The organism is Micromonospora sp. WMMD712 (assembly GCF_029581295.1).
Lineage (GTDB): Bacteria > Actinomycetota > Actinomycetes > Mycobacteriales > Micromonosporaceae > Micromonospora > Micromonospora carbonacea.
The window spans coordinates 7,645,808-7,671,624 of record NZ_CP120743.1; the positions used below are offsets into that span (position 1 = coordinate 7,645,808).

Here is a 25,817-nt window from a genome sequence, read left to right on the forward strand (position 1 = left end):
TGGGCCTCGGCGCACGGGCCAGGAAGGGAGCGAGGGTGGCGCAGCGCAGAGCACTGGTGGTGCGGGGCGGATGGGAGGGGCACGAGCCGGTCCGGGCCACGGAGCTGTTCCTGCCGTTCCTCGAACGCAGCGGCTACGCCGTACGGATCGAGGAGTCGACGGACGTCTACGCCGACGCCGACGAGCTGGCCGCCACCGACCTCGTCGTGCAGTGCGTGACGATGTCGCAGATCACCCCGGAGCAGGTCGCGGGCCTCAGTGCGGCGGTCGCCGCCGGGACGGGGTTCACCGGCTGGCACGGCGGCATCGTCGACTCGTTCCGGATGTCGTCGGACTACCTGCACCTCGTCGGCGGCCAGTTCGCGACCCACCCGGGCAAGGAGCCGTGCGAGCGCCACCGCGGGGCGGAGGACAACTTCCTGCCGCACACGATCCGCCTCACCGACCTGGGCCGGGAGCATCCGATCACTGCGGGGATCGGCGACGTCGAGCTGGTCACCGAGCAGTACTGGGTGCTGCACGACGACCTGATCGACGTGTTGGCCACCACCACCCACCCGGCGCAGCCGTGGCAGCCGTGGCACCGGCCGGTCACCTCGCCGGCGATCTGGACCCGGCGGTGGGGCGTCGGGCGCGTCGTCGTGACCACCCCGGGGCACAGCCTCGACGTGCTGGAGCACCCGAGCATCCGCACCGTCATCGAGAGGGGCATGGTGTGGGCGACCCGCACCGCGTCGGCGTCGTAGGGCTCGGGGTCATCTCCCGCGCCTACCTGGACACGCTCGCGGACCATCCGGCGGTGCGCGTCGTGGCGGTGGCCGACCTCGACCCCGCCCGGTCCGCCGCGACCGCCGCCCGGCTGCCCGGCGCGGAGGCGGTGAGCGTCGAGCGGCTGCTCGACCGCCCCGACGTGCAGACGGTGCTCAACCTGACGATCCCCGCGGCGCACGCCGAGGTCTCCCGCGCCGCGATCGACGCCGGCAAGCACGTGTACGTGGAGAAGCCGCTCGCCGCCACCTTCGCGGACGGCCGGGCGACCGTCGAGCGGGCCGCGGCGGCCGGCGTCCGCGTCGGGTGCGCGCCGGACACCGTCCTGGGCACGGGCACCCAGACGGCGCGCGCCGCGATCGACGGCGGGCTCATCGGCCGCCCGCTGTCCGCGTCGGCCGTCATGGTCACCCCCGGGCACGAGCGGTGGCACCCCCACCCCGACTTCTACTACGCCCCTGGCGGGGGGCCGCTGCTGGACATGGGGCCGTACTACATCTCGGCGCTGGTCCACCTGCTCGGGCCGGTCCGGGCGGTGCACGGAGCCGCCAGCCGGCTGCGCGACGAGCGCGTCATCGGCTCGGGCCCGCGCCTCGGTCAGCGGGTGCCCGTGCGGGTGGACACCCACGTCACCGGCGTGCTCGAACACGCCGACGGGGTGCTGTCCACCCTCACCACGAGCTTCGACGGCGTCGCGACCACGGCCGCGCCGATCGAGGTGCACGGGGAGACCGGCACCCTCGCCGTGCCCGACCCGAACAACTTCGACGGCGAGGTCCGGCTGTTCGCGCTCGGCGGCGGCGGGTGGCGCGCCCTGCCGCCGGGGGCCGGCTACGTCGACGGCGCCCGGGGCGTCGGCCTGATCGACGCCGTCACCGCCGACGGCCGGCGTGCGCCGCGGGCCGGCGGCGACGTGGCGCTGCACGTGCTCGACACGATGACCGCCCTGCTGCGCTCGGCTGCCGAGGGGCGGCGGATCGAGCTGACCACGGCCGTGGAGCGGCCGCCGCTCGTGCCGCTCACCCCGGCCGAGCAGTGGCGGGCACACCGGGCGTGACGCCGCGCGCGGTCAGTCGAGCAGCTTCTCCGTGAGCTGCATCAGACGTGCGGCGTGCTGCGGGTCGAGCGTGGGAAGGTCGAGCGGAAGCCGCCTGTGGCGGTCGACGGCCGTCAGCGGCTCGGCCGGGGGCGCGTCGAGGAACCGGTGGATCGGGGCGACCGAGTCCGCGACGGGGCGGGCCGCCACCGACGCCGCCGCCAGCAGCCCGCGCACGAGCAGCGGCAGCGACCCACGGTCGCCGCTGCGGGTGAAACCGGGATGGTAGAGCACGTAACGGGCTCGGCTGCCGGACTGCGCGGCGAAGCCCACGCCGAGCAGATCGTTGGCGCGACCGGCCTGAAGTTGGGCGGCGACGGCCGAGTAGCCCGAGGTCAGCTGCGGGTCGGCCCAGCGCACCCCGCCCCGCGTGACGCCGACGCCGGCGACGTTCACGATCACCGGGGCGGCGGCCCGGTCCAGGGCGGGACGCAGGCCGAAGCTGAGCAGATGGCGACTGAGATAGTAGAGCGCGAACGTCTGCTCCAGCCCCTCGGCGGTCACGACCCGACGCGGCGCCACCGCGTTGGCGAACAGCGTCAGCGCATCCACGACGTGGTGCTCGGTGAGGATGTGCGCGACGACCTGCCGGGTCTCGGCCACGCTGGAGAGGTCCACCGGAAGGAACGCGACGGACCCACCCGCCAGCGCCTCGCCGCGTTCGCGGTTGCGGCCGAGCACCAGCACCCGGTCACCGCGTTCGGCCCGCCCGACGGCGAACGCCCGTCCCATTCCGTTGGTGCCGCCGCTGACCACCACGAACCCCATGCCGCCTCCACTACGGTTCCTCACCGACCGGGTCCATCCTGGGCAGTCGACCGGCGCGAGCGAAAGAAGGCACCTTCATGGCCACAGGGAACACCGGTGTGCGTGCCGGGCTGGGCGGCCACCGGTTGCCGCAGCCCGTGCCGGCCGGCGAGTACGAGAACTGCCCGGTCACCGACGTGCTGCGGCGGGTGAGCGACAAGTGGACGCTGCTGCTGCTCACCCTGCTCGACCAGCGGCCGCACCGGTTCAACGAGTTGCACCGGGCGGTCGACGGCATCAGCCAGCGGATGCTCACCCGGAGCCTGCGCACGTTGGAGAGCGACGGTCTGGTCGAGCGGGAGGTGTTCCCCACGTCGCCGCCGAGCGTCGAGTACCGGCTGACGCCGCTCGGCGTCAGCCTGCTGGAGCCGCTCTCCGCGCTGGCCGGTTGGGCCGTCGGCCACCATCCCGAGATCGCCGCGGCCCGTCGGCGATCCGCCCGGGAGCGGGTCTGACCCGGCGGCACGGTGACCCGGAGGGTGCGGCCACCGTCCCGGCCTCGGCGGGCTAACCTGCCCTCATGGCGACTGCCGAGCTGGACGAGTTGATCGTCGCCGACGCGGACGCGCTGCGCGCGTGGCTGTCGACCCACCACGCCACGTCGCCCGGCGTCTGGCTCGCCCTGACCCGCAAGGGCGGCACCGTCACGACGCTGACCTGGCAGCAGGCGGTCGACGAGGCCCTGTGCTTCGGCTGGATCGACGGGCAGGCCCGCAAGCGGGACCAGGAGACCTCCTGGATCCGGTTCACCCCGCGCCGGCCCCGCAGCGTCTGGTCGCAGCGCAACGTCGCCCACGTGGCCCGGCTGGAGGCGGACGGGCGGATGCTGCCCCCGGGCCGCGCGGCGGTGGAGGCCGCCAAGGCCGACGGGCGGTGGACGGCCGCCTACGCCCCGTCGTCGGAGGCCGAGGTGCCGGCCGACCTCCTCGCCGCCATCGCCGCCGACCCCGCCGCCCAGGCCATGTTCGACGTGCTCACCAGGACCAACCGGTTCGCTCTCGTCTACCGCCTCAACGCCGTCAAGCGGGCACAGACCCGCGAGCGGAAGATCGCCGAGTTCGTCGCGATGCTGGCCCGCCACGAGACCCTCCACCCGCAGAAGGCCAGGCCGCTCGACCCGCCGTGACCGGTCCGCCCGTGGCGTCGCCGCGCCCGGCCCGACGGCCGGCACGGCGGCCCGACAGGCCCCGCCCAGCCGCCCCGCCCCGCTGCTATCGCCGCGCGGCCGGGCGGCGGTGACCGGCGGCCGCCGGCTCGGCGACCGGCAGCCGGATGGTGAAGGTGCTGCCCCGGCCGAGGACGCTCTCGACGCCGATCGTGCCGTCGTGGGCCTCGGCGAGCTTGCGGGCGATCGACAGGCCGAGCCCGCTGCCCCCGGTGCTGCGGGCCCGCGAGTCGTCGGCCCGCCAGAAGCGGTCGAAGATCCTGGCCTGGTCGGCGGGTGCGATGCCGGTGCCGGTGTCGGACACGGCGATGGCGACCTGGTCGTCGTGGACGGCGCAGCGCACGGTGACCGAGCCGCCGGCGGGGGTGTGCCGGACGGCGTTGGCGACCACGTTGCCGACGAGCTGCCGCAGCCGGGGGCCGTCGACCGGCAGCTCCGGGTCGGCGAGCAGCTCGGTGCCCAGCCGCACCCCGGCGGCCTCGGCGGCGCCCCGGTGCGCCTCGACGACCTGCTCCAGCAGGTCCGCCACGAAGTGCGGCTCGCGGTGGATGCGCAGGTCCCCGGCGTCGGCGGCGGCCAGGTCCCGCAGGTCGTCGATGATGTGCTGCAACAGCAGCGCCTCGTCGAGCAGCAGGCTGAGCAGCTGCGCGTCGGGCTGGGCGAGGCCGTCCTGGGCGGCCTCCAGCCAGCTGCGGATGTTGCTCAGCGGCGTCCGCAGCTCGTGCGCCACGTCGCTGACCATGCTCTTGCGCAGCTCCTCGGTCTGTTCCCGCCGGGCGGCGAGGTCGTTGAGGGCGGTGGCCAGCAGGCCGATCTCGTCGCGGGTGGTCACCGGCACCCGGGCCTGCTCGTCCATCGGCTGCCGGGTGGCGTCGGTCAGGGCCCGCAGCGGCCGGACCAGCCGCCGCCCGACCAGGACGGTGATCAGCACGGTGGCGGCCAGCACCGCTCCCGTCACCTGGGCGATGCGGACCAGGTTCCCCCGGGACAGGTTGAACACCGGCCCGGTGGAGCCCTGGGCCTCGTCGGTCACGAAGAGCAGGGCCGGCGGGGCCACGTACGACCTGAGCTGGGCGAGCCGCGCCTTCTGGAAGCAGGCGTCGGCCTGCCGGTCGACGCGGGCGTCGCCGCTGCGGACCATGCTGCGGTCCGCCCGGATCGTGACCCGGTCGGGCAGCCCCGCCTCGCGCAGGCACGTCTTCGTCGCGGTCGTCAGCTGCGCGATCCCCTTGGCCTCGCTCGGCATCGGCTCGGCCAGCTCGGTCGGCAGGCAGAAGCCGGCGACGTCGCGCACGTCCGGCCCGGTGACCTGCACCGCCGCCCGTCCGCCCGGGCCGACGACGACCTTGCCGTCCAGCGTGGACTCGCCGCGGATGCAGCCGAGCCACCGGGAGGCCAGCGCGCGGCTGAAGGCGCTCTCCTGCGCGGTCAGCACGTACGGCCCGAGCACGCGCGGGTCGATCCGCTCGGTCCCGCCGGTCAGGCCCAGGTCCACCTGCAACGGGTCGACGGTCGCCGACGGCCGCGCCCCGTGCAGCGACGGGCCCTGCGGCGCGGAGTCGGCGATGACCTGCCGGTCGGGGGTCATCAGGGTGATCCGGCGTTCGAGCTTGCCGGCCCGCTCGGCGAGCACGGGGGCCACCTGCGACCAGTCCCGGTGGGTGGCGGCGTAGCCCACCATCGTGTCGTAGATGCTCTTGTCGTCGGCGAGCGAGCGGCCCTGTTCCTGCCGGATCGCCCGGGTCGTCGACTGCACGGCCAGCCAGGTCGTCGCCAGGATCGCGCAGACCGCCACCAGCAGGGAGGTGGCCAGCAGCCGCACCAACAGGCTCCGGTGCGGCGGCACCCGCTGCCGCCTCACGGCGCGCCGGGGCCGAGCTTGTAGCCGACGCCGTAGACGGTCAGCAGTTGCTGGGGCCGGCGGGGGTTCAACTCGATCTTGCGGCGCAGGTTCATCACGTGCACGTCGATGGTGCGCTCGGTCGACTCCCGCTCGACGCCCCGGGTGTGTTCCAGCAGCTGGCCCCGGGTGAACACCCGCCCCGGCTGGCGGGTCATCGCGGCCAGGATCGCGAACTCGCCGGCGGTGCAGTCGACCGGGACGCCGCCGGCGGTCACGGTGTGCCGGGGCTCGTCGACGGTGAGCCGCCCGACCCGGTGCACGGGGAACTCCTGCCCCGTCGTCCGGACGCGCCGCAGCAGCGTCCGGATCCGGGCCACCAGCTCCCGAGGGCTGAACGGCTTGGTCATGTAGTCGTCGGCGCCCAGGTCCAGGCCGCGCAGGAGGTCGTCCTCGCTCGACCGGGCGGTCAGCATCAGCATCAGCACGTCCGATTCCTGCCGGAGGATGCGGCAGACCTGCATGCCGTCCAGCCCCGGCAGCATCACGTCGAGCACGAGCAGGTCGAACGGCCGCTGCCGGGCCTGCCGCAGCGCCGCCTCGCCGTCGTGCACGACCGTCGCCTCGTGCCCCTCCGCGGTGAGGTAGCGGCGCAGCGCCTCGGCCTGCCGCCGGTCGTCTTCCGCGAGCATCACCTGTGCGCACATGGTGGGGACTATAGGTCAGGCGCGACGCCCCCGAACCGGCCGTGACCTCGGCGGCGGCGGGGGTGGCAGCGGGCCCGCGCAGCCCAGGGGCGGTGCGCCGCGGCCGCGTGGCGACGGTGCGGAACAGGTCACGTCCGGGCCTGACAGGATCCTGATATTCCCGGGCCACCATCGCGCCATGCCACTGCCCCGAACGGTGCCGCCGTCGGACACCGAAACCCAGGTCATCCCCGTCGTCGGCGCGGAGCCGGCCCAGCGCCGCCGACGCCTGCCGAGGCCGGTGGCGCCCGCCGTCGTGCTCGCGGTGCTGGCCGTCACGGCCGGTGTCGTCTGGTCCGGCCGGGACGCCGGGCCCCCGCCGGCCGTCGACGGATCCGCCGGGGTGCGCAGCGTGGCGCTGGTGCAGCAGGACATGTCGATGTCGCAGTCGCTGCCGGGCACGCTCGGCTACGGCGCCGCGCGGGTGGTCAAGGGGGGCAGGGACGGCACGGTGACGTGGCTGCCCGCGCCGGGGGCGGCGGTCCGGCGCGGGAAGCAGCTCTACCGCGTCGACGACCGGCCGGTGCCGTTGTTCTACGGCGGGATGCCGCTGTACCGCCCGCTGCGTGACCTCGGCACGGTCGGCCGGGACGTGCGGATCGTCGCCGACAACCTCGACGCCCTCGGCTACGAGATCGGCGACCAGCCGAGGCCCGGCACCCGGCTGGTCCCGTCGCCGGCTCCGTCGCCGTCCGCGTCCCGCCCGGCGGTGACGGTGGGCCGGGGCGAGGCCGTCCTGACCACCGGGCTGCGCGCGGCCGTCAAGCGTTGGCAGGTCGACCTGGGGGTCCCGGCGACCGGCGCGGTCGAGCCCGGGGACGTGGCGGTGCTCGTCGGCGCGGTCCGGGTCGACTCGGTCGCCGCCCAGCCCGGCGACAGCGCGAACTCCTCGCTGATGTCGGTCACCCAGACCGCGAAGGTGGTCACGGTGCAGATGGACGTCGGTGACGCCGCCTCGGTGGGCCCGGGCGACGTGGTCGACGTGCGGCTGCCCGACGAGAGCGCGGTCGGCGGCAAGGTCGCCGCCGTCGGCCAGGCCGTGCAGGCCGCGGCGGGCGACGACCCGACGGGCGGCGGCCCGGCCAGGGTCACCGTGACCGTCACCCTGGACAGGTCCGCCGCCGTCTCCAAGATCAGCTTTGCCGGCGTGCAGGTCGACTTCGTCGCCGAGACGCACGAGGACGTCCTCGTCGCGCCGGTCGGCGCGCTGCTGGCGCTCGCCGAGGGCGGCTACGCCGTCCAGGTCGAGGGCGGCGGCCTGGTCGCGGTCGAGACCGGCATGTTCGCCAAGGGCCTCGTCGAGATCAGCGGAGCCGGGCTCGTCGCGGGCACGCGGGTGGTGACCACCTCGTGAACACCGTCCTGTCCGCGCGCGACGTCAGCAGGCGCTACCCGGGCGGGGTCGACGCGCTGCGCGGGATCTGCCTCGACATCGCCGAGGGCGAGCTGCTCGCCATCGTCGGGCCGTCCGGCTCCGGCAAGTCGACCCTGCTCCACCTCATGGGCACCCTCGACCGACCCAGCTCCGGCACGATCCGGATCGCGGGGCAGGACGTCGCCGCGCTCTCCGACCGTCAGCTCTCCGCCCTGCGGGGCCGCTGGCTCGGCTTCGTCTTCCAGCAGTTCCACCTCGCCGAGGGCCTCACCGCCGCCGAGAACGTGGCGACCGGCCTGCTCTACGCCGGAGTCGCGCGCAGGCGTCGCCGGGCGCTCGCGCTCGACGCCCTCGACCGGGTCGGCCTCGCCCACCGGGTCGGCCACCGCCCGGCCCAGCTCTCCGGCGGCGAACGCCAGCGGGTCGCCATCGCCCGGGCCATCGTCAACGGCCCCGCCCTGGTGCTGGCCGACGAGCCCACCGGGGCCCTCGACACCGGCACCGGGCAGGCCGTCCTGCGCCTGCTGCGCAGACTCAACGAGGAGGGCACCACCATCGCCGTCATCACCCACGACAACGAGATCGCCAACAGCCTGCCCCGCCGCGTCGAGATCCGCGACGGCCGGCTCGTGCGGGACACGGCGGACGTCCGATGATCCGCCCGGTCCGCCTCTCCCCGCTCGACCTGCTCGACGTCGGGCTGCTCGGCATCCGTACCCGCAGGATGCGGGCCGCGTTCTCGGCCCTGGGCATCGCGATCGGCATCGCCACCACGGTCCTGGTCACCGGCGTCCCCGCCGCCAGCCAGGCGGCGCTGCTGCGCGAGCTGTCCGCCCTGGGCACCAACAGCCTCCAGGTCATGGCGCAACCCGGCACGGACCCGCCGCGGCTGCCCGCGGAGTCCGTGGCGATGGTGCAGCGCATCGGCCCGGTCACGGTCGCGAGCGCCGTGGCCAACACCCACACGCTGGTGCGCCGCAACGACCGCACCGACGCCCGCGACGGCTCCGGCCTGACCGTGCTCGCCGCGCGCCTCGACCTGCCGCAGGCCATCAACGCCACGGTGCGCTCCGGGCGCTGGCTCGACCCCGTCACCGAGCGCTTCCCGACCGTGGTGCTCGGCTCGGTCGCCGCCACCCGGCTCGGGTTCGCGGACCTGCCCGCCGCCGGCGGCCCGGCCCCGATGGTGATCATCGGCGACCGGTGGTTCACCGTCGTCGGCATCCTCGCCGCCACGCCGCTCTCCCCGGACATCGACCGCTCGGTCCTGGTCGGCTGGGAGGCGGCCCGCAGCCAGCTCCGCTTCGACGGCCACCCCACGGTCATCTACGTCCAGTGCCGCGAGCCGGCGATCGAGACCGTCCGCGCGGTCCTGCCCGCCACCGTCTCGCCGGAGCAGCCCGGGCAGGTCGTGGTGACCCGCCCGTCGGACGCCCTCGCCGCGAAGCGGGCCACCGAGGGCGCCTTCTCCGCCCTGCTCCTCGGCCTCGCCGCGGTCGCGCTGCTCGTCGGCGGGATCGGGGTGGCGAACACGATGGTGGTCGCGGTGTGGGAACGCCGCACCGAGATCGGCCTGCGTCGGGCGCTGGGCGCGCACCGGGGCCAGATCCGCGCCCAGTTCCTCACCGAGTCGGCCGCCCTGGCCGCGCTCGGCGGTGTCGCCGGGACCCTGGTGGGCCTGGCCGCCACCGCCGCGTACGCGATCGGTCAGGGCTGGCCGGTCGTGGTCCCGCTGCCGGCGACGCTCGCGGGGCTCGGCGGCGCCGTCGTGGTCGGCGTCGTCGCCGGGGTCTACCCGTCGATCAGGGCAGCCCGGCTCACGCCGACCGAGGCGCTCGCCTCGACCTGACCGGCGCGGGGGAGACGGAGCACGCGGGGGAGGCGGCGACCGACCGCACCGTCGCGGGCAGCGACCGACCACGCCGTCGCGGGCGGCGAACGACGGAGGCGCCACCCGCACTGCGGGTGGCGCCTCCGGTCCGCGTGGTCACTTGCGCTTCGCGGCGACCTCACGCTCGCACTCCGGCGAGAACCGCATGCCCTTCGAGATCGACTCCGCGTCGTTCCGTTCGCCGCCGAACGACCAGCCCGGGCCGTCGGGGTTGACCTCGACGTAGCGCACGCCCTTCTCCTTGAGGCAGGCCACGACGTCCCGCGCGAAGTCCCGCGCCTCCGGGTTGGCCGGGTCGAGCTCCCACGGCGGCAGCGGCAGCAGGTTCTCGCAGGCCTTGTTCGCCTTCCCGATCCGGCCCGTGGTGACGCCGCCGGCCCGTTCCCGGTGGACGTCGACGCCGTGGTCGGCCATGCACTTCTCGTACGGCCGCACGCGCGCCTTCGCGTCCTCCTCGGTGTCGTCGAGGCGCTCGCGGGGACGCTCGGCCCCCGGCGTCGACGCGGCGACGGACGGTGTTTCGGTGCGCAGCGTGGCCACCTCCGGCGGCTCGGCGGCGTCGGCCTGGTCGGATCCGGTGGTCGAGCACCCCGTGCCACCGATCATGACGGCCGCAAGGAGCGCGGCCATCGGGTACTTCCTCATCGTGACGCCTTCCTGTCGGACGTTCGGCGTGACGCGGTCACGCCGGTGCCCAGGATCGCCGCCAACTGTCAGGAAGCTGTGTGCCCGCCGCGTGCCGCCGGCGCCGATCGCGTGACCGGCACGGCTCAGCCGCCGGTGGGGTCGGCCGCCGGCGGCCGGGTGCGCCGCCACCGGGCCGCCAGGGCGTCGCGGCCGGCGGCGTCGACGCGGCCGGTCACCCGCAGCCTGGCCATCCCGCCGTCGGGGAAGATGTCCAGCCGGACGTGGGTGGCGGCCCGGGGCGCGTCGACCGGGAAGCGGTGCCGGGTGTCCGGCCGCAGCCGGGTCTGCGGCAGCAGGGGGAACCACGCCGCCGGGTCGTCGAGGTCGCCCAGGCGCTCGTCGGCGGCGCGCAGCGTCGCCCGGCCCGGTGCGTTGCCCTTGAAGTGGCTGGTGTCCAGGTCCACGAAGTGCGCGACCCCCGGCACGCCCAGCCGGACCAGCACCCAGTCGTTGCCGTCGTCGCGGCGGCGGGCGGTCTCCCAGCCCTCGCCCATCACCCGGGCCGGGCCGGGGGCGAGCAGGTTCTGCGGGGCGCCGTAGAACCGGTCGCTGCACGCCTGCACCCGGCCGCCGTGCTCCGTCGCGGCCAGGTCGAGCACGTCGGGCAGCAGCCGGGGGTCGGGCACCACGTCGCCGTGCACCCGCAGCCGGGCGACGCCGCCGTCGGGGAAGATGGTGAGCCGCACGTGGGTGACGTGGTGGGGCACGTCGACCGGGAAGACGTTGCGGCTGTCCCCGGCCAGCGGCGAGCGGCCGAGCAGCGGCACCCAGCGCGCCCCGGCGAGCTCGTCCGGCCCGGGGTAGCCGTCGACGGCGCACCCGTCGACGGCGGCGAACGGCGGATAGTTGCCGGTGAAGAAGCTGGTGTCGACGACCAGCAGCCGCACCACGCCCGGCAGGCCGAGCCGGACGACGGCGTGGTCGGCGCCGGGCTCGCGGCGGCGGCGGGTCTCCCAGCCGTCGTAGACCTGGCCCTTCGCGGCGAACGTGCGGGGCGAGAAGGTCGGCGGCAGCGGGTCGACCAGGTTGTCCGCGGCGGCGAAGAACTCGTCGTTGGCGACGACCACGCCGCCGCCGAAGGCGCGCGAGGCCAGGTCGGGCAGGGCCGCGAGGCCGGCCAGGTCGGCCGGGTCGGTGCGGCCGGCGGCCGGTTCGGGACGGCCGCTCACGGCGCGTCCGCCCGCAGCAGCCGACCGCGCGGGGCGTCGCCGGTCACCGGTTCGCCGCGTAGCCAGGTGGCCCGCACCACCCCGGTCAGCCGCTGACCGGCGTACGGCGTCACGGGGTGCCGGTGGTGCAGCAGCCCCGGCTCGACGCGGAAGCCGGCGTCCGCGTCGAAGGCCACCAGGTCGGCGTCGCCGCCCACCGCGATCCGGCCCTTGCCGGGCAGCCCGACCAGGTCGGCCGGGCCGGCGGCCATCCACCGCGCCACGTCGGCCAGGCCGTGCCCCCGCCGGCGGGCCTCGGTCCACACCACCGGCAGGCTGAGCTGCACCGACGCGATGCCGCCCCAGGCCGCGGCGAAGTCACCGGTGTCGGCCCGCTTCAGCTCCGGCAGGCAGGGGGAGTGGTCGCTGACCACGCAGTCCACCGCGCCGTCGGCCAGCGCCGCCCAGAGCCGGTCCTGGTTGTCCCGGTCCCGGATCGGCGGGCAGCACTTGAACTCCGTCGCCCCGTCGGGCACCTGCTCGGCGGTCAACGCGAGGTAGTGCGGGCACGTCTCCACGGTCAGCCGCACGCCGTCGGCCCGCGCGGCGGCCAGCTCGGACAGCGCGGCGACCGACGACAGGTGCAGCACGTGCACGCGGGCGTCGGCGCGGCGGGCCGCGGCCACCACCGTGGCGACGGCGGACCGCTCGGCCTCCGGCGGCCGGGACGCCACGAAGTCGGCGTAGCGCGGCGACGGGGGCGACCCGCGCACCGACCCCGGGTCCTCGGCGTGCACGACGAAGAGCGCGTCGACCGTCGCCAGGGCCCGTTCCAGCAGGCCGGCGTCGACCGGCGGGAACTCCGGCACCCCGGAGTCGACGAGGAACGCCTTGAAGCCGAACACCCCGGCCCGGCGCAGCGCCACGAGGTCGCCGAGGTTGCCCGGCACGACGCCGCCCCAGAACCCGACGTCGACGTGGCAGCGGCTCCGCGCGGCGGCGCGCTTGGCCTCCAGCGCGGCCACGGTGACCGTCGGCGGGACGCTGTTGAGCGGCATGTCGACCAGGGTGGTGACGCCGCCGGCCGCGGCGGCCCGGGTGGCGCTGGCGAAACCCTCCCACTCGGTGCGGCCGGGCTCGTTGACGTGCACGTGCGTGTCCACCAGGCCGGGCAGCAGGGCGACGTCGCCGAGGTCCTCGTCGACGACGGCGTCGAGCGGCGCGTCGTAGCCGGCGAGCGCGGCGATCCGGCCGGCGGTCACGGCGACCGCCGCCGGCCGCTGCCCGTCCGGCAGCACCGCCCGGCGGGACCGCAGCACCAGGTCGTAGCTCATCGGGCCCGCTCCAGCAGACGGCGGTGCGCCCCGGCGGCCGCCCGGGCGAGGGCGTCGGCGTCGGCGGTGCGCAGCTCCGCGTCCTCGACGACGGCCCGGCCGCCGACCAGCAGCAGCGCCAGCGGCGCCGGTGGGCCGAACACCAGGGCCGCCACCGGGTCGTCGATGCCGGCGTGGCCCAGCCCGTCGACGCGCCAGAGCGCGACGTCGGCGAGCTTGCCTGCCTCCAGCGAGCCGATCTCGTCGGCGCGGCCGAGGCACCGCGCCCCGCCCATGGTGCCCAGGGCGAGGGCCTGCCGGGCGGTCAGCGCAGCCGGGCCGCCGCGCAGCCGGGCCGCGTACAACGCCTGGCGCAGCTCCGCGCCGAGCTGGCCGGCCTCCTGGGAGGCCGCGCCGTCGACGCCGAGGCCCACCGGCACCCCGGCGGCGAGCAGGTCCGGCACGCGGGCGGTGCCGGCGCCGAGGCGGGCGTTGGAGCTGGGGCAGTGCGCCACCGCCGTGCCGGTGGCGGCCAGCTTCGCCACCGCCGGGTCGTCCAGGTGTACGCCGTGGGCCAGCCACACGTCGTCGCCGAGCCAGCCGAGCTGCTCGGCGTAGTCGACCGGGGCGCAGCCGTGCGTGGCGCGGCAGTACTCCTCCTCCTCGACGGTCTCCGCGAGGTGGGTGTGCAGCCGGACGCCCCGCCGCCGGGCCAGCGCGGCGGACTCCCGCATCAGGGTGCCGGTGACCGAGAACGGCGAGCACGGGGCCACGGCGATCCGCAGCATCGAGCCGGGGGACGGGTCGTGGTGGCGGTCGATGGCCGCCTCGGTGGCCAGCAGCGCCGCCTCGGTGTCCTCCACCAGCGAGTCCGGCGGCAGGCCGCCCGCCGACCGGCCGAGGTCCATCGACCCCCGGCACGGCTGGAAGCGCAGCCCGACCAGCCGGGCGGCCTCGATCTCGGCGGCCAGCGGGTCGTCGCGGCCCGGGGGGAACACGTAGTGGTGGTCGGTGCTGGTGGTGCAGCCGGACAGCGCGAGCCAGCCCAGCCCGGCGGCGGCCGCCGCGTGCACGATGTCGGCGTCCAGGTGCGCCCAGACGGGGTAGAGGGTGGTGAGCCAGCCGAACAGGTCCGACTGCTGGGCCAACCCCCGGGTCACCCACTGGTAGAGGTGATGGTGGGTGTTGACCAGGCCCGGGGTGGCCAGGCAGCCGGTGCCGTCGATCCGGCGGGCCGCCGGGTCCACCGGGCCGGCGGGCCCGGCCCCCACGGCGGCGATCCGCCCGTCGTCGCCGATCACCAGGTGCCCGGCGTGGTGCTCGGTGCCGGCGGCGTCGACCGTGGCGACGGCGCAGTTGTCGATGACGAGCACGGCGTCACCAGTCGCCGTCGGCCGGGGCGACGCCGTCGCGGCCGACGGTGCCCTCGATCAGCCCGTACGGCTGGTCGGTGGCGACGAAGACGGCGTTGGGGTTGTCCAGCCCGAACGGCGACAGGTCGACCGGGAGGTGGTGCCGGTTGGGCAGCGACAGCTTTATCTCCGCCACCTCCGGCCGGGTCTCCAGCACCCGGCGGCCCATCGCGTACAGCGTCTGCTGCAACGACCTGCTGTACGTCTCGACGAACGCGGCGACCAGCGCCTCGCGCACCTGCCGGTGGGCGGCGTCCCAGTCCGCGTCGGCGTCGAGGTGCCGCCAGCGGGCGTCCACGGCGGTGGCCAGGATCCGGTCGGTGGTCTCCGGCAGCGTCGTGTACTCGTCGCGCACGAAGCCGTGGAACTCGGAGTTCGTGGTGTTCAGCAGCACCAGGTCGGTCAGCCCGGACACGACCCGGGCGGTCTCGCCGTCGTAGCTGACCGTCGCGGTGCGGGTCTCCGCGCCGCCGCGCTGGAAGGAGTGCTGCCCGAGCCGCTGCCAGCCGAACTCCCGCACCGCCACCTCGGCGCGCCGGACGGCCGGCTGGGCGTGCACGAAGTGCCGGGCCAGCAGGAGCGCGAACGCCTCGGGCGAGGCGACGCCGTGTCTGCGGGCGAACGCGTACACCGTGTTCTTCTGCGAGTCGGTCGGCAGCACCTGGCCGTTGTCGCCGGTGAGATGGGTGGCGGCGAGGTCGCCGGCGAGGGCGGTGCGCACGTCGAGGTCCCGCAGCGTGTGCCGGTCGCCGTCGCGGACCACGTGGACCACGCGCACCTGGGCCTTGCCGTACCGGTTGGGCCCCAGCACGATTCCCATCTGTCAACTCCCTCGGTAGGTCGTGTAGCCGAACGGGCTGAGCAGCAGCGGCAGGTGCAGGCGCGCCGCGGGGTCGCCGACGGTGAAGGTGAGCACCACCTCCGGGAAGAAGGGGTCCGGCCCGGGGCGGGCGTCGAGGTCGAAGACGAGCCGGTAGCGGCCGGCCGTCCACTGTGCCGCCGGCACCCAGTCGCGCAGCCGGCCGTCGGCGTCGGTGCGGCCGGCGGCGACCTGCCGCCACCGCGTGCCGTCGAGCCGGTCGAGCCGGACGCCGATGCCCGGCGCGGGCGCGCCGACGACCGTGTCCAGCACGTGCGTGGACAGCGGCGCGGCCGCCCCCGCGTCAGGCCGGCTCATCGAGCAGCTTCCTGATCCGCAGCGCGGCGATCTTCGCCAGCTCCCCGCGTACCACCTCCCGCTCGGTGGCCTCGTCGTGCGCCAGCCGGGCCCGCGCGGCGGCCAGCAGCTCCGCGTCGGTGCGGCCGGCCGCGCAGACCAGGAACAGGTGCCCGAAGCGGCGCTCGTACGCCTCGTTGGCCTCGGCGACGGCGGCCCGGGTGCCGTCGGACGCCGCGTCCAGGCCGGACTGTTCCCCGCGCGACCAGCCGTCCTCCCGGCGCTGCCCCGTCGGACGCTGGCCGATGCGCGGGTGGGCGGCGAGCGCCTGCGTGACCTCCGGCCAGGTGAGCCGGGCGCTGGCGGCGTGCGCCGCGGCCAGCAGCGCGGCCAGGTCCGGGTACGGCCGCCCCGCCGCGACCTCGCGGGCCCAGCGGGGCACGGCGCAGCAGGCCAGCAGGTCGTCCTCGGCCCGCTGCGCGGCGAGCGCGTTGAACTCCTCGATCCGTCCCACCGGTCGCCTCCCCTGGCCCCGCCTGGCAGGAGCAGTCAAACAGGCCGACCGGCGGGGTCGACAGCGCCGCGATGACCAAAACCGCGGGGCCCGCCGGCCCCGCCGTTGTACGTTCGTCCAGCGCCCACCGGCTCCGCCTCGCCCCGGCCGGGCCCCGACCGCAGCCGCAGCTCGTGGCCGCAGCCGCAGCCAGCAGCCGGAGCGCAGTCGTGGCAGGTGCGCAGCCGTGGCCCCGGCGGGGCGGGATCTCCCATGGATGTCAGCCGTGGAGGTCGCCGGTGGCGTCGCGCAGCCGCCCGCCCGCGCGGCCGTGCCGCACGGCGACGAGTTCCGCGGCGATGCTGACCGCGACCTCGGCGGCGTCGCGGCCCCCCACGTCCAGGCCCACGGGGGAGCTCAGCCGGGCCAGCTCCGCGTCGGTGAGTCCGGCCTCGCGGAGCCGGCCGAGCCGGTCGTGGTGGGTCCGCCGGGAGCCCATCGCCCCGACGAAGCCCAGCGGGAGGCCGAGGGCCAGCCGCAGCACCGGCACGTCGAACCTGGGGTCGTGGGTGAGCACGCAGACGGCGGTGCGCCCGTCCAGCCGACCCGCCGCGGCCTCGGCCGCGAGGTAGCGGTGCGGCCAGTCGACCACCACCTCCCGCGCCTGCGGGAAGCGGCGCGCGGTGGCGAAGACCGGGCGGGCGTCGCAGACGGTGACCCGGTAGCCGAGGACGACGCCGACCCGGGCCAGCTCGGCCGCCACGTCGATCGCGCCGCACACGATCAACCGGGGCGGCGGGGGATAGGAGCGCACCAGCACCCGCACCGGCCCCGCCGCGCCGGGACCGGCGGGCGGCAGCCGCACCGGCCCGCTGCGGCCCTCGGCCAGCAGCCGGCGGCCGGCGGCCAGCGCCGCCTCGTCCAGCCCGGGGTCGCCGAGGCTGCCCTGGTGGCCGTCCGGCCCGGCCACGATCCGCCGGCCGAGCCGCCCCGGCGACCCCTGCACGCAGGTCAGCACCGCCGCCGCCGTGCCCGCCCGGACGGCCCCGGCCAGCGCCGGCAGCTCCGCGAAGCCGGCGCGGTCGACCCGTTCGACGTACACCTCGATGGTGCCCCCGCAGGTCAGGCCCGCCGCGAGGGCGTCGGCGCCGGCCACCCCGAAGCGCAGCAGCGCGGGCCGCCCGGTGCGCACGGCCTCCCGGCAGGCGTCGTGCAGCGCGGCCTCGACGCAGCCGCCCGAGACGCTGCCGGTGACCGCGCCGTCCGGGCCGACCAGCATCGCGGTGCCGGCCGGGTGGGGGGCGCTGCGCCAGGTCTCGACGACGGTGGCCAGGCCGACGGCGTCGCCGTCGGCGCAGCGGCGGAGCAGCTCGGCGAGCACCTCATCCACGGCCGGGCCGCCCGTCGGCGTCCGGGGCGGCGGCGGTGGCCCCGGCGGCGGGCGGCGCGGTGGCCCCGGCGGGCGGGACGTCGAGGTCGGCGTCGTCGGCCACGTCGGCGCACGGCACGATCCGCACCCGGGCGAGCCGTTGCCGCAGGTAGCCGCCCGCGCCGCTGTCGCCGACGGCCGAGGCGCACACGCCGGCCCAGTGCTCCCGGCCCAGCAGCACCGGATGCCCCCGGCGGCCCGGCCCGTAGCCGGCCGTGGCCAGGCACGCCGGGGTGGCGTCGGCCGCGACCCGTCGCACCGCCTCGGCGGAGACGCCCGGCATGTCGACCAGCAGCACCACCACGGCCACCGCCTCGGTGCCGGCCAGCGCCCGCAGCCCCACCCGCAGCGAGGAGCCCATCCCGGTGGCCCACCGGGGGTTGCCGACCACCCGGGCGGCGGAGAGGTCGGCGTCGGCGCGGACCCGGTCGGCCGCCGCGCCGAGCACCACCAGCGCCGGCCCGCAGCCGGCCTCGACCAGGGTCCGCACCGCGCGTTCCACCAGCAGCGAACCGTGGTGGCGCACGAGCGCCTTGGGCCTGCCGTAGCGGCGGCCGGCGCCGGCGGCGAGCACCAGCCCGGCGACGGCCGCGGGGGACGGACCGGGGGTACGGGACAGCTGCACGACGTCTCCCCTCACGCCGGGTGGAGCGCCCCCGCCCGCCGACGCCCGCGTCGGGTCGCGGGCCGCCTCGTCGCGGCGTGGCCCGCGGGCGTCGGACCGGCCCACCATGCGGAGCGGGCCCGGCGGCTGTCAAGGGCGTCCGCCCCGGGTGGGGCGCGGCCAGCCCCGGTTTGGAGCTTCGTCCAACGCGGACGGTCCGGCCCCCGGTCGCGTTGTCCCCGGCGCGCATTGTCGGGCCGGCGGCCGGATTGCTTGGATTCCCCTGAACGGCCACCGCCACCGGCCCGTGCCCGCCCCACCCGGCGGTGGACGCCCGCCGGCGGCATCCGCCCCGAACGAAAGCGCGAAGCCTGTGGACCTGTTCACCGTGCAGGACGTGATCGCCGCGGACGCCGACGCGTGGCGGGAGGGCGACCGCTGGCTCGGCGGCGGCACCCACCTCTTCGCGCAGCCGCAGCCGCAGGCGCGCCGGCTGCGCGACCTCACCGCCCTGGCCTGGCCCCCGCTGCGGCTCAGCCCCGACCCGGCCGAGCCGGGCCTCGACATCGCCGCGACCTGCACCGTCGCCGAGCTGTCCCGCTACGCGCCGCCGCCGCGCTGGCCGTCGCTGGGCCCGCTGGTGCGCGGCTGCTGCGACGCGTTCCTCGCCTCGTTCAAGGTGTGGAACGTCGCGACGGTCGGCGGCAACCTCTGCGCGGCGCTGCCGGCCGGGCCGATGATCTCGCTGGTCACCGCCGCCGAGGGGAGCTGCCTGATCCGGGACCTGGCCGGGCGGCGACGACGCGTGCCGGCGGCCGAGCTGGTCCGCGACGTGGGCGTCACGGTGCTGCGCCCCGACGAGTACCTGCACACGATCCGCCTGCCGGCGCGGGTGCTGGGCGGCCGGTTCGCGCTGCGCCGGGCGTCGCTGCACCCGCTCGGCCGCTCGGCGGCGCTCGTCGTCGGCCACCGGGACCCCGACACCGGCGCGGTCACCCTCACCGTGACCGCCGCCACCCGGCGGCCGGTCGGCGTCGCCCTGCCCGGCCCGCCCCGGCCGGGTGAGCTGGCCGAGCTGCTGGACGCCCGGATCCCCGCCGGGGACTGGTACGACGACGTGCACGGCCTGCCGGCGTGGCGGCGGCGGATGACCCTGCGGCTGGCCGAGCAGGTCCGCGCCGAGCTGGCGCAGGTGGCGGCGCGGTGAGCGTGCGGGTGAACGGCCAGCCGTGCGCCGTCGCGCCGGCCGGCGGCCAGTGCCTGCGTGGCTACCTGCGGGAACAGGGCTGGTTCGGGGTGAAGAAGGGCTGCGACACCGGCGACTGCGGGGCGTGCACGGTGCACGTCGACGGCGTGCCCGTGCACAGTTGCCTCTATCCCGCCGTGCGGGCCGTCGGCCGCGAGGTGACCACCATCGAGGGCGTCGCCGCGGTGCCCGGCGGGGCCGAGACGCAACAGCGGTTCCTCGACGCCCAGGGCTTCCAGTGCGGCTTCTGCACCGCCGGGCTGATCATGACCGCCGTCGCCCTCGACGAGGCGCAGCGCGCCGACCTGCCCGCCGCGCTCAAGGGCAACCTGTGCCGGTGCACCGGATACCGGTCGATCGCCGACGCGCTGCACGGCGTCCGCACCACCGAGGACGCGCCGGCGGGCGAGACGGTCGGCCGCAACCTGCCCGCCCCGGCCGGGCCCGACATCGTCACCGGCGCGGCCCGGTTCACCGCCGACGTCTCGGTGCCCGGCCTCGCCCACGTCCGGCTGGTCCGCTCCACCGTGCCGCACGCCCGGATCGTCGGCATCGACGCGAGCGCGGCCCTGGCCGTGCCCGGCGTGCTCGCCGTGCTCACCCACCGGGACGCCCCGGCGGCGCTCTTCTCCACCGCCCAGCACGAGAACGCCGCCGACGACCCGGCCGACACCCGCGTCCTCGACGACGTGGTCCGGCACGTCGGGCAGCGGGTCGCCGCCGTGGTCGCCGAGACCGAGGCCGCCGCCGAGCAGGGCTGCGCCCTGGTCCGCGTCGACTACCGGGCGCTGCCCGCCGTCACCGACCCCGATCAGGCGATGCGGGCGGACGCGCCGGCGATCCACGGCGACAAGGACGCGCGGTCGCGCATCGCCCGACCGGCCGGGAACGTGGCCGCCGAGCTGCACGGCGAGTGCGGCGACGTGGCCGCCGGGTTCGCCGCCGCCGACGTGGTCTACGAGGAGACGTTCCGCACCCAGCGGGTGCAGCACGCGCACCTGGAGACGCACTGCGCGATCGTCTCGTTCGACCCGGACGGGCGGATCGTCGTGCGCAGCAGCACCCAGACGCCGTTCCTCACCCGGCGGGCCCTCGCCGGCATCTTCGACCTGCCGCCCGAGCGGATCCGGGTGGTCGCCGGCCGGGTCGGCGGCGGCTTCGGCGGCAAGCAGGAGATGCTGGTCGAGGACGTGGCGCTGCTCGCCGCCCTGCGCACCGGTCGGCCGGTGAAGCTGGAGTTCACCCGGGCCGAGCAGTTCACCGCGGCCACCACCCGGCACCCGTTCACCGTCCGGGTCCGCGTCGGCGGCCGACGCGACGGGACGCTGACCGCGCTGCGGCTGCGGGTGGTCTCGGACACCGGCGCGTACGGCAACCACGGGCCGGGGGTGCTCTTCCACGGCTGCGCCGAGTCGGTGGCGGTCTACCGGTGCCCCGCCAAGCGGATCGACGCCTACGCGGTCTACACCAACACGGTCCCGGCCGGGGCCTTCCGGGGATACGGCCTCGGTCAGGTCTCCTTCGCCGTCGAGTCCGCCGTCGACGAGCTGGCCCGCCGGCTGGGCGTCGCGCCGGCGGAGTTCCGTGCCCGCAACGTCGTCCGCGACGGCGACGACCTGATCACCCCGGCCGGGCACCCCGACGACCTCGCGATCCGCAGCTACGGCCTGGACCAGTGCCTCGACGTCGTCCGCTCGGCGGCGGCGCAGCCGGACACCGGGGCCGGCGCGCCGGCGGGATGGCAGGTCGGCGAGGGATCCGCGCTGGCCATGATCGCGACCGGCCCGCCGGGGGGACACCACGGCCGGGCCCGGCTGAGCCTCACCCCGGCCGGCGGCTACCAGCTCGACGTGGGGACGGCCGAGTTCGGCAACGGCTCCACCACGGTCCACCGGCAGATCGCCGCCGACGTGCTGGGGACCACGGTGGACCGGATCCGGGTCCGGCAGTCGGACACCGCGCTGGTCGGGCACGACACCGGCGCGTTCGCCTCGACCGCCACGACGGTGGCCGGCACCGCCGTGCTCCGGGCGGCGACCGCCCTGCGCGCGCTGCTGCTCGACCTCGCCGCCGGGGCCCGCCCCGGCGGACCCGGCGGCCTGCGGCTGGGCCCCGACGCCGTCCACGGCGGTGGCGAGCCGCTGCCCCTGGCCGACCTGCACCGGCTGGCCGCCGCCCGGGGCGTCCCGCCGACCGCCACCGGGCACGCCGACGGGGCCGAACGGTCGGTGGCGTTCAACGTCCACTGGTTCCGCGTCGCCGTCGACCCCGAGACCGGCGAGATCAGGGTGCTGCGCAGCGTGCACGCCGCGGACGCCGGCACCGTGCTCAACCCGATGCAGTGCCGCGCCCAGGTCGAGGGGGGCGTGGCGCAGGCGCTCGGGGCCACCCTCGCCGAGCACGTCCGCCTCGACGCCGAGGGCCGGGTGACCACCACCGGCTTCCGCGACTACCACCTGCCGACCTTCGCCGACGTGCCGCGTACGGAGGTGCACTTCGCCCGCACCGCCGACCCGCTGGGGCCGGCCGGGGCGAAGTCGATGAGCGAGAGCCCGTTCAACCCGGTCGCCGCGGCCATGGCCAACGCGCTGCGCGACGCGACGGGGGTCCGCTTCACCGACCTGCCGTTCACCCGCGACCGGGTCTGGCAACGCCTGTCCGGGCAGGACGGCCGGCGCGTTCCGCCGTGAACCGGCGAGGATCCGATACGAAACGGAAACCTCACCGTCCTACCGTTTTCCGATCGGGTTCCTCGACGACGGGGATGACGATGCTGCTGCGCGACGCCCTGGCCCTGCCGGCCCTCAGGCTGACCCTGCTCACCGGCGACGACGGGCTGGACCGGCCGGTGACCCAGGTCTTCGTCACCGACCTGCCCGACCCCCGCCGCTACCTCTGCGGCGGCGAGGTGGTGCTCACCGGCCTGATGTGGCGGCGGGGGGCGACCGACGCCGAGAACTTCGTCCGGGCCTGCGCCACGGCCCGGGTCGCCGCGATCGGCGCCGGCCACGCGGCCCTCGGCCGGGTGCCGGCCGACCTGGTCGAGGCGTGCCGCCGGCACGGCGTGCCCCTGTTCGAGGTCCCGGTGGAGGTGTCCTTCCGCGAGGTGATCGAGGCGTTCGCGCCGTCGGTGTGGAAGCAACGGGCCAACGGGCTGGCCACCGTGCTCGGCCGGCAGCGCGGGGTGGTCGCGGCGATGACCGCCGGGGCCCGGCTGCCCGACCTGCTGCCGGCCATCGCCGCCGACCTGGGCGTACGCTGCTGGCTGCTCTCGCCCGCCGGCCGGCGGATCGCCGGCACCGCCCCGCTGCCGGCCCCGGCCGCCCGGGACCTGTGCGCCGCCTTCCTGACGGCCACCCGGCTGCCGTTCACCACCCGGGTCGACGGGGTCCCGGTGTCGGTCACCGCGATCACCGGGTCCCCGGAGCACCGGATGGCGTCCTGGCTGCTCGCCTGCGCCCCGGCCGTCCCGCAGGGGTGCGCCCCGAGCGGGTCGGAGCCGCCGGCCGGGCCGGAGCCCGGTGGTGACGCGCTGGCCGAGCTGGTCGACGTGGTCGCCCTGGAACGGACCCAGGCCGACGAGGCCGAGCGCGTCGAGCAACGCCTGGCCGACCAGGTGGGGCGGGCGCTGGCCGGCGACGGCGACGAGGCCGACCTGCGGGCCCGGCTGCGGGCCTGCGGGCTGTCGCCGGACCGGGGCTTCGTCGCGCTGGCCGCGACCCTGACCGGCCTGCGGACGCCCCCGGCGCTCGCCCTGGCCGTGCTGCGGGAGGCGGTCCGCGCCACGGGCCTGCCGGCGGCCGTGACGGCGGCGCTGCCCGGCGGCGCGCCGGACGCGCCCGTGCTGGCGGTCGTGGGCGACGCCGCGTCGGGGCCGACCGCCGCGAGCGTGGCCGGCGCGCTCCGCGACACCCTCGACGTCCTGGCGGCCGGGCTGGGCCCCGGGCGGCTCGCCGTCGGCATCAGCACCGCCGGCCGGGCGGCCACGGCGCTGCCGGGTCTCGTGCAGGAGGCCACCCACGCCCTGCGCGCGGCGGCGGCCCGGCCCGGGCCGGTGGCCGTGGTCCGCTCCGACGAGGTGGCCTCCCACCTGATGCTGCTCGCCGGGGTGCCGGCCGACACCCAGCGCGCCTTCCGGTCCCGGCTGCTCGACCCGCTGACCGGCTACGACCGGCAGCACGGCACGGACCTCGTGCACACCCTCAACGCGTTCCTGTCCGCCAACGGGGCCTGGCGGCGGTGCGCCGAGTCGCTGCACGTGCACGTCAACACCCTGCGGTACCGGATCGGCCAGATCGAGCGGCTCACCGGCCGCGACCTCGACCGGTTCGCCGACCGGGTGGACCTCTTCCTGGCCCTGCGGCTGGGCGGGCCGTCCGGTTCCTGACCCCGGCGCGGCCGCCGACGCTTTTCCGCGCCGGCTGCTGAAACCTGCCGGCCCCCGCACGCGTCATCAGGTCGAGTCGAGTGAGAACCGCCAGCCGGCAGGGCTGGCCGGTCTCGGCCTGGGCCCCGGGGAGCCGGGGCGGTGGGGAGGTAACGGTGTTGGTGCGTAGGTGGCTCGCCGGTGCGGGCCTGGTGGTGCTGACCGGTGCCGCCGCGACGCTCTACGGGGCGTTGTCGGCGTCCGCGGGCGACGCCGCGCCGTCCGGGGTGGCGCCGGCGCCGGTGGCGGCCGGGGCGGCGCCGCAGGCGGCGCCCCGTGCCGCGGCCCCGGCGGTCCCGGCGCCGCGGGCGAGCAAGGACCCGCTGTTGTCGGGCAAGCGCCGGGTCACGATCGTCCGGGTGGGGTCGTTCGAGTCGGGGCTGTCCCTGCTCGACGGCGGGCGGCTGGCGGAGGTGGACGACGACCGTGGCCGGCAGGTGTTCGTGCCGACCCCGCTGGGCGCGGGCGAATACCTGATCAAGGCGTACTACGGCGGCGGCACCGGGCAGCCGGTCTGCTGGCAGGCGCGCAATCCGGACAACGGCCAGCCGCTGTACGTCGCCGGCGCCCCCTGCCGGGCGGACGACCCGGCGCAGCGGTTCGCCATCGCGCCCGCCCCCGGCGGCGGGGCGCGCGAGTACCTGATCAGCAACGGGTGGGCGTACCTGCGCGACTCGGCGCGCTCCGGGCTGATCCTGGAGGAGCTGGGCGACGCCCCGCCGGCCAGCAGCTTCCGGTTCAACGACACCGGACCGGCCCCGCGCCGGTGACCACCGTCGGCGGCCCGGCCGGCCGTTCACCGGCCGGGCCGCCGACGTCACCCGGGAGGACCCCGTTTACCGAACCGACCAGGTCTGGTGGAGACTTTGACCGATGCGTGACGCTGCGGAGTTCGACGCCTTCTACTCCGCGTCCGCCCACCGGGTGCTGGGACAGCTGTATGCGATGGTCGGCAACCGGGCCGAGGCCGAGGACGCGGTGGCCGAGGCCTATGCCCGGGCCTGGGACCGCTGGGCCGTGGTGCGGGGGTGCGACAGCCCGGAGGCGTGGGTGCGCCGGGTGGCGTACCGGGTGGCGGTGAGCGCCTGGCGCAAGACCGTCAACCGGATGCGTGCCCACCGCCGGGAGGCCACCGAGCAACGCGTCGACGCCGCCTCGGTCGACCACGTCGCGATCGTGGCCGCGCTGCGGCACATCTCCGCCGAGCAGCGCCGGGCCGTGGTGCTGCACCACCTGGTCGGGCTGAGCGTGGCCGAGATCGCGGCCGAGGTCGGCGCCAACGAGAACACCGTCAAGACGCGGCTGGCCCGGGGCCGGCGGGCCCTCGCCGCGCACCTGACCGAACCGGAGCACCACGGGGTGGACGAAAGGGCGCGGTCATGAGTTCCGACAACCAGCTCGCCGACGCCCTGCGGGCGCTGGCGGGCCACGGCGGGCAGGGGGGCGTCCCCGCCGCCGCCGACGTCCGGCGGCGCGGCGACGCCCGCCGCCGGCGACGCCGGGCGGCCTCGGTGTCGCTCGCCGCCCTCGCCGTCGTCGCGCTCGGTGCCGGTGTCGCCCTCGCCGGGTCCGGCGGCCCGCCGCAGCCCGTCCCGATCGGTCCGGCGGGCCCCACCTCCGCCCCGGCCGCGTCGCCCTGGCCGGACCCGACGTCACCCGGGCCGGACCGCCTCTCGCCCACGCCGGAGCGCACGTCGCCCAGCTCGGAGGACGACACGACGTCCGGGCCGACCGGCGGCACGTCCGACCCGCCCACCGGATCGTCCGGCCCGCCGGCCGGCGACCGGGTGCTGTCGGGACAGCGTCAGGTCACCGTCGTGCGGGTGGCCGCGGAGGGCGGCGTGTCGCTGCTCGACGACGGCCGGCTGGCGGAGGTCGACGGCGACGAGGGCCGCCAGCTGTTCGTGTTCGCGCCGCAGGGGGACGGCTACCAGATCCGCGCCGCCGAGCCCGGCCCCGACGGGACCGACACCTGCTGGGAGGTCCGGTCCTCCGGCAGCGAGCCGCTGCGGGTCGAGGCGGCCGCATGCGCCCCGGACGAACCGAGGCAGCGGTTCACCGTCGTGCGCGACGGGTCGGCGTACGCGATCAGCAGCCAGTCGGCGTACCTGCAACACTCGCCGACGCGGGGGCTGATCCTGGAGGAGGCCGGCGACGCGCCCGTGACCGACCGGTTCCGCCTGGTCGACAACGGGTCCGCGCCGGACTGAACCGC

At 76.8% G+C, this 25,817-nt stretch carries 25 protein-coding genes; 13 read left to right on the plus strand and 12 right to left on the minus strand.

The genetic code is table 11. The annotated features are described in order from the left end of the window. Positions 1 to 35 precede the first annotated feature (35 nt). Positions 36 to 746, plus strand: coding sequence for a ThuA domain-containing protein (locus O7633_RS32340; protein ID WP_282325116.1), 711 nt, complete (start codon positions 36 to 38; stop codon positions 744 to 746). After that, a complete protein-coding gene (locus O7633_RS32345) occupies positions 716 to 1,825 on the plus strand; it encodes a Gfo/Idh/MocA family oxidoreductase (protein WP_282325117.1) in 1,110 nt (369 codons plus the stop codon). Before O7633_RS32340 ends, O7633_RS32345 begins: the two co-directional genes overlap by 31 nt. A gap of 12 nt (positions 1,826 to 1,837) precedes the next feature. On the opposite strand, the gene O7633_RS32350 is transcribed toward O7633_RS32345, so the two are convergent. Beyond that, positions 1,838 to 2,632, minus strand: a complete 795-nt coding sequence (locus O7633_RS32350) for an SDR family NAD(P)-dependent oxidoreductase (protein ID WP_282325118.1) — start codon at positions 2,630 to 2,632, stop codon at positions 1,838 to 1,840. Between the two features lie 77 nt (positions 2,633 to 2,709). Here O7633_RS32350 and O7633_RS32355 point away from each other — a divergent pair, with 77 nt between their 5' ends. Both O7633_RS32355 and O7633_RS32360 read left to right on the plus strand, forming a co-directional pair. Beyond that, a complete protein-coding gene (locus tag O7633_RS32355) occupies positions 2,710 to 3,126 on the plus strand; it encodes a helix-turn-helix domain-containing protein (RefSeq protein ID WP_178064322.1) in 417 nt (138 codons plus the stop codon). A gap of 65 nt (positions 3,127 to 3,191) precedes the next feature. Next, complete coding sequence (locus tag O7633_RS32360) at positions 3,192 to 3,797, plus strand: YdeI/OmpD-associated family protein (RefSeq protein WP_074478758.1); 606 nt, start codon at positions 3,192 to 3,194, stop codon at positions 3,795 to 3,797. Positions 3,798 to 3,882: 85 nt separating this feature from the next. Here the strand turns inward: O7633_RS32360 and O7633_RS32365 are convergent, their stop codons facing one another. Continuing rightward, positions 3,883 to 5,682 carry a HAMP domain-containing sensor histidine kinase gene (locus O7633_RS32365; protein WP_282325119.1) on the minus strand — a complete coding sequence of 600 codons (1,800 nt, stop codon included), beginning with the start codon at positions 5,680 to 5,682 and terminating at the stop codon, positions 3,883 to 3,885. Between the two features lie 11 nt (positions 5,683 to 5,693). Beyond that, entirely contained in the window at positions 5,694 to 6,383 is a 690-nt protein-coding gene (locus O7633_RS32370) for a response regulator transcription factor (RefSeq protein WP_282325120.1), read from the minus strand. Between the two features lie 178 nt (positions 6,384 to 6,561). On the opposite strand from O7633_RS32370, the gene O7633_RS32375 reads away from it, so the two are divergent. The 3 genes from O7633_RS32375 to O7633_RS32385 are packed head-to-tail and all read left to right on the plus strand — an operon-like array spanning position 6,562 to position 9,646. Beyond that, on the plus strand, positions 6,562 to 7,776 hold the full coding sequence (locus O7633_RS32375; protein ID WP_282325121.1) for an efflux RND transporter periplasmic adaptor subunit: 1,215 nt from the start codon (positions 6,562 to 6,564) through the stop codon (positions 7,774 to 7,776). Then, positions 7,773 to 8,453 carry an ABC transporter ATP-binding protein gene (locus O7633_RS32380; protein WP_282325122.1) on the plus strand — a complete coding sequence of 227 codons (681 nt, stop codon included), beginning with the start codon at positions 7,773 to 7,775 and terminating at the stop codon, positions 8,451 to 8,453. Before O7633_RS32375 ends, O7633_RS32380 begins: the two co-directional genes overlap by 4 nt. Continuing rightward, complete coding sequence (locus O7633_RS32385) at positions 8,450 to 9,646, plus strand: ABC transporter permease (protein WP_282325123.1); 1,197 nt, start codon at positions 8,450 to 8,452, stop codon at positions 9,644 to 9,646. Before O7633_RS32380 ends, O7633_RS32385 begins: the two co-directional genes overlap by 4 nt. 138 nt (positions 9,647 to 9,784) lie before the next feature. On the opposite strand, the gene O7633_RS32390 is transcribed toward O7633_RS32385, so the two are convergent. From O7633_RS32390 to O7633_RS32430, 9 genes are all read right to left on the minus strand, one after another. Continuing rightward, a complete protein-coding gene (locus O7633_RS32390; protein WP_282325124.1) occupies positions 9,785 to 10,333 on the minus strand; it encodes a hypothetical protein in 549 nt (182 codons plus the stop codon). A gap of 125 nt (positions 10,334 to 10,458) precedes the next feature. Beyond that, a complete protein-coding gene (gene alc, locus O7633_RS32395) occupies positions 10,459 to 11,544 on the minus strand; it encodes an allantoicase (RefSeq protein ID WP_282325125.1) in 1,086 nt (361 codons plus the stop codon). Beyond that, positions 11,541 to 12,857 carry an allantoinase AllB gene (gene allB, locus O7633_RS32400; protein WP_282325126.1) on the minus strand — a complete coding sequence of 439 codons (1,317 nt, stop codon included), beginning with the start codon at positions 12,855 to 12,857 and terminating at the stop codon, positions 11,541 to 11,543. The genes alc and allB overlap by 4 nt, the downstream gene beginning before the upstream one ends. Further along, a complete protein-coding gene (locus tag O7633_RS32405) occupies positions 12,854 to 14,209 on the minus strand; it encodes an 8-oxoguanine deaminase (protein ID WP_282325127.1) in 1,356 nt (451 codons plus the stop codon). The genes allB and O7633_RS32405 overlap by 4 nt, the downstream gene beginning before the upstream one ends. Before the next feature lie 4 nt (positions 14,210 to 14,213). Beyond that, complete coding sequence (gene pucL, locus O7633_RS32410) at positions 14,214 to 15,068, minus strand: factor-independent urate hydroxylase (protein ID WP_278134123.1); 855 nt, start codon at positions 15,066 to 15,068, stop codon at positions 14,214 to 14,216. A gap of 3 nt (positions 15,069 to 15,071) precedes the next feature. After that, positions 15,072 to 15,425, minus strand: a complete 354-nt coding sequence (gene uraH / locus O7633_RS32415; protein ID WP_282325128.1) for a hydroxyisourate hydrolase — start codon at positions 15,423 to 15,425, stop codon at positions 15,072 to 15,074. Then, positions 15,412 to 15,918 carry a 2-oxo-4-hydroxy-4-carboxy-5-ureidoimidazoline decarboxylase gene (gene uraD / locus O7633_RS32420; RefSeq protein WP_282325129.1) on the minus strand — a complete coding sequence of 169 codons (507 nt, stop codon included), beginning with the start codon at positions 15,916 to 15,918 and terminating at the stop codon, positions 15,412 to 15,414. Before uraD ends, uraH begins: the two co-directional genes overlap by 14 nt. Positions 15,919 to 16,177: 259 nt before the next feature. Continuing rightward, the gene (locus O7633_RS32425) at positions 16,178 to 17,287 is read right to left on the minus strand and encodes an XdhC/CoxI family protein (RefSeq protein WP_282325130.1); all 1,110 of its coding nucleotides are present in this window, start codon (positions 17,285 to 17,287) and stop codon (positions 16,178 to 16,180) included. Continuing rightward, a complete protein-coding gene (locus O7633_RS32430) occupies positions 17,280 to 17,951 on the minus strand; it encodes an NTP transferase domain-containing protein (RefSeq protein ID WP_282325131.1) in 672 nt (223 codons plus the stop codon). Before O7633_RS32430 ends, O7633_RS32425 begins: the two co-directional genes overlap by 8 nt. Before the next feature lie 352 nt (positions 17,952 to 18,303). Here O7633_RS32430 and O7633_RS32435 point away from each other — a divergent pair, with 352 nt between their 5' ends. From O7633_RS32435 to O7633_RS32460, 6 genes are all read left to right on the plus strand, one after another. Further along, positions 18,304 to 19,137 (plus strand): FAD binding domain-containing protein, encoded by an 834-nt coding sequence (locus O7633_RS32435; protein ID WP_282325132.1) that lies wholly within the window; start codon positions 18,304 to 18,306, stop codon positions 19,135 to 19,137. Then, entirely contained in the window at positions 19,134 to 21,866 is a 2,733-nt protein-coding gene (locus O7633_RS32440) for a molybdopterin cofactor-binding domain-containing protein (protein ID WP_282325133.1), read from the plus strand. The genes O7633_RS32435 and O7633_RS32440 overlap by 4 nt, the downstream gene beginning before the upstream one ends. Positions 21,867 to 21,940: 74 nt before the next feature. Continuing rightward, positions 21,941 to 23,563, plus strand: coding sequence for a PucR family transcriptional regulator (locus tag O7633_RS32445; RefSeq protein WP_282325134.1), 1,623 nt, complete (start codon positions 21,941 to 21,943; stop codon positions 23,561 to 23,563). Positions 23,564 to 23,718: 155 nt separating this feature from the next. After that, the gene (locus O7633_RS32450) at positions 23,719 to 24,372 is read left to right on the plus strand and encodes a hypothetical protein (protein ID WP_282325135.1); all 654 of its coding nucleotides are present in this window, start codon (positions 23,719 to 23,721) and stop codon (positions 24,370 to 24,372) included. Between the two features lie 103 nt (positions 24,373 to 24,475). Beyond that, on the plus strand, positions 24,476 to 24,985 hold the full coding sequence (locus tag O7633_RS32455; protein ID WP_074478772.1) for a sigma-70 family RNA polymerase sigma factor: 510 nt from the start codon (positions 24,476 to 24,478) through the stop codon (positions 24,983 to 24,985). Further along, complete coding sequence (locus tag O7633_RS32460; RefSeq protein WP_282325136.1) at positions 24,982 to 25,812, plus strand: hypothetical protein; 831 nt, start codon at positions 24,982 to 24,984, stop codon at positions 25,810 to 25,812. The genes O7633_RS32455 and O7633_RS32460 overlap by 4 nt, the downstream gene beginning before the upstream one ends. Positions 25,813 to 25,817 lie beyond the last annotated feature (5 nt).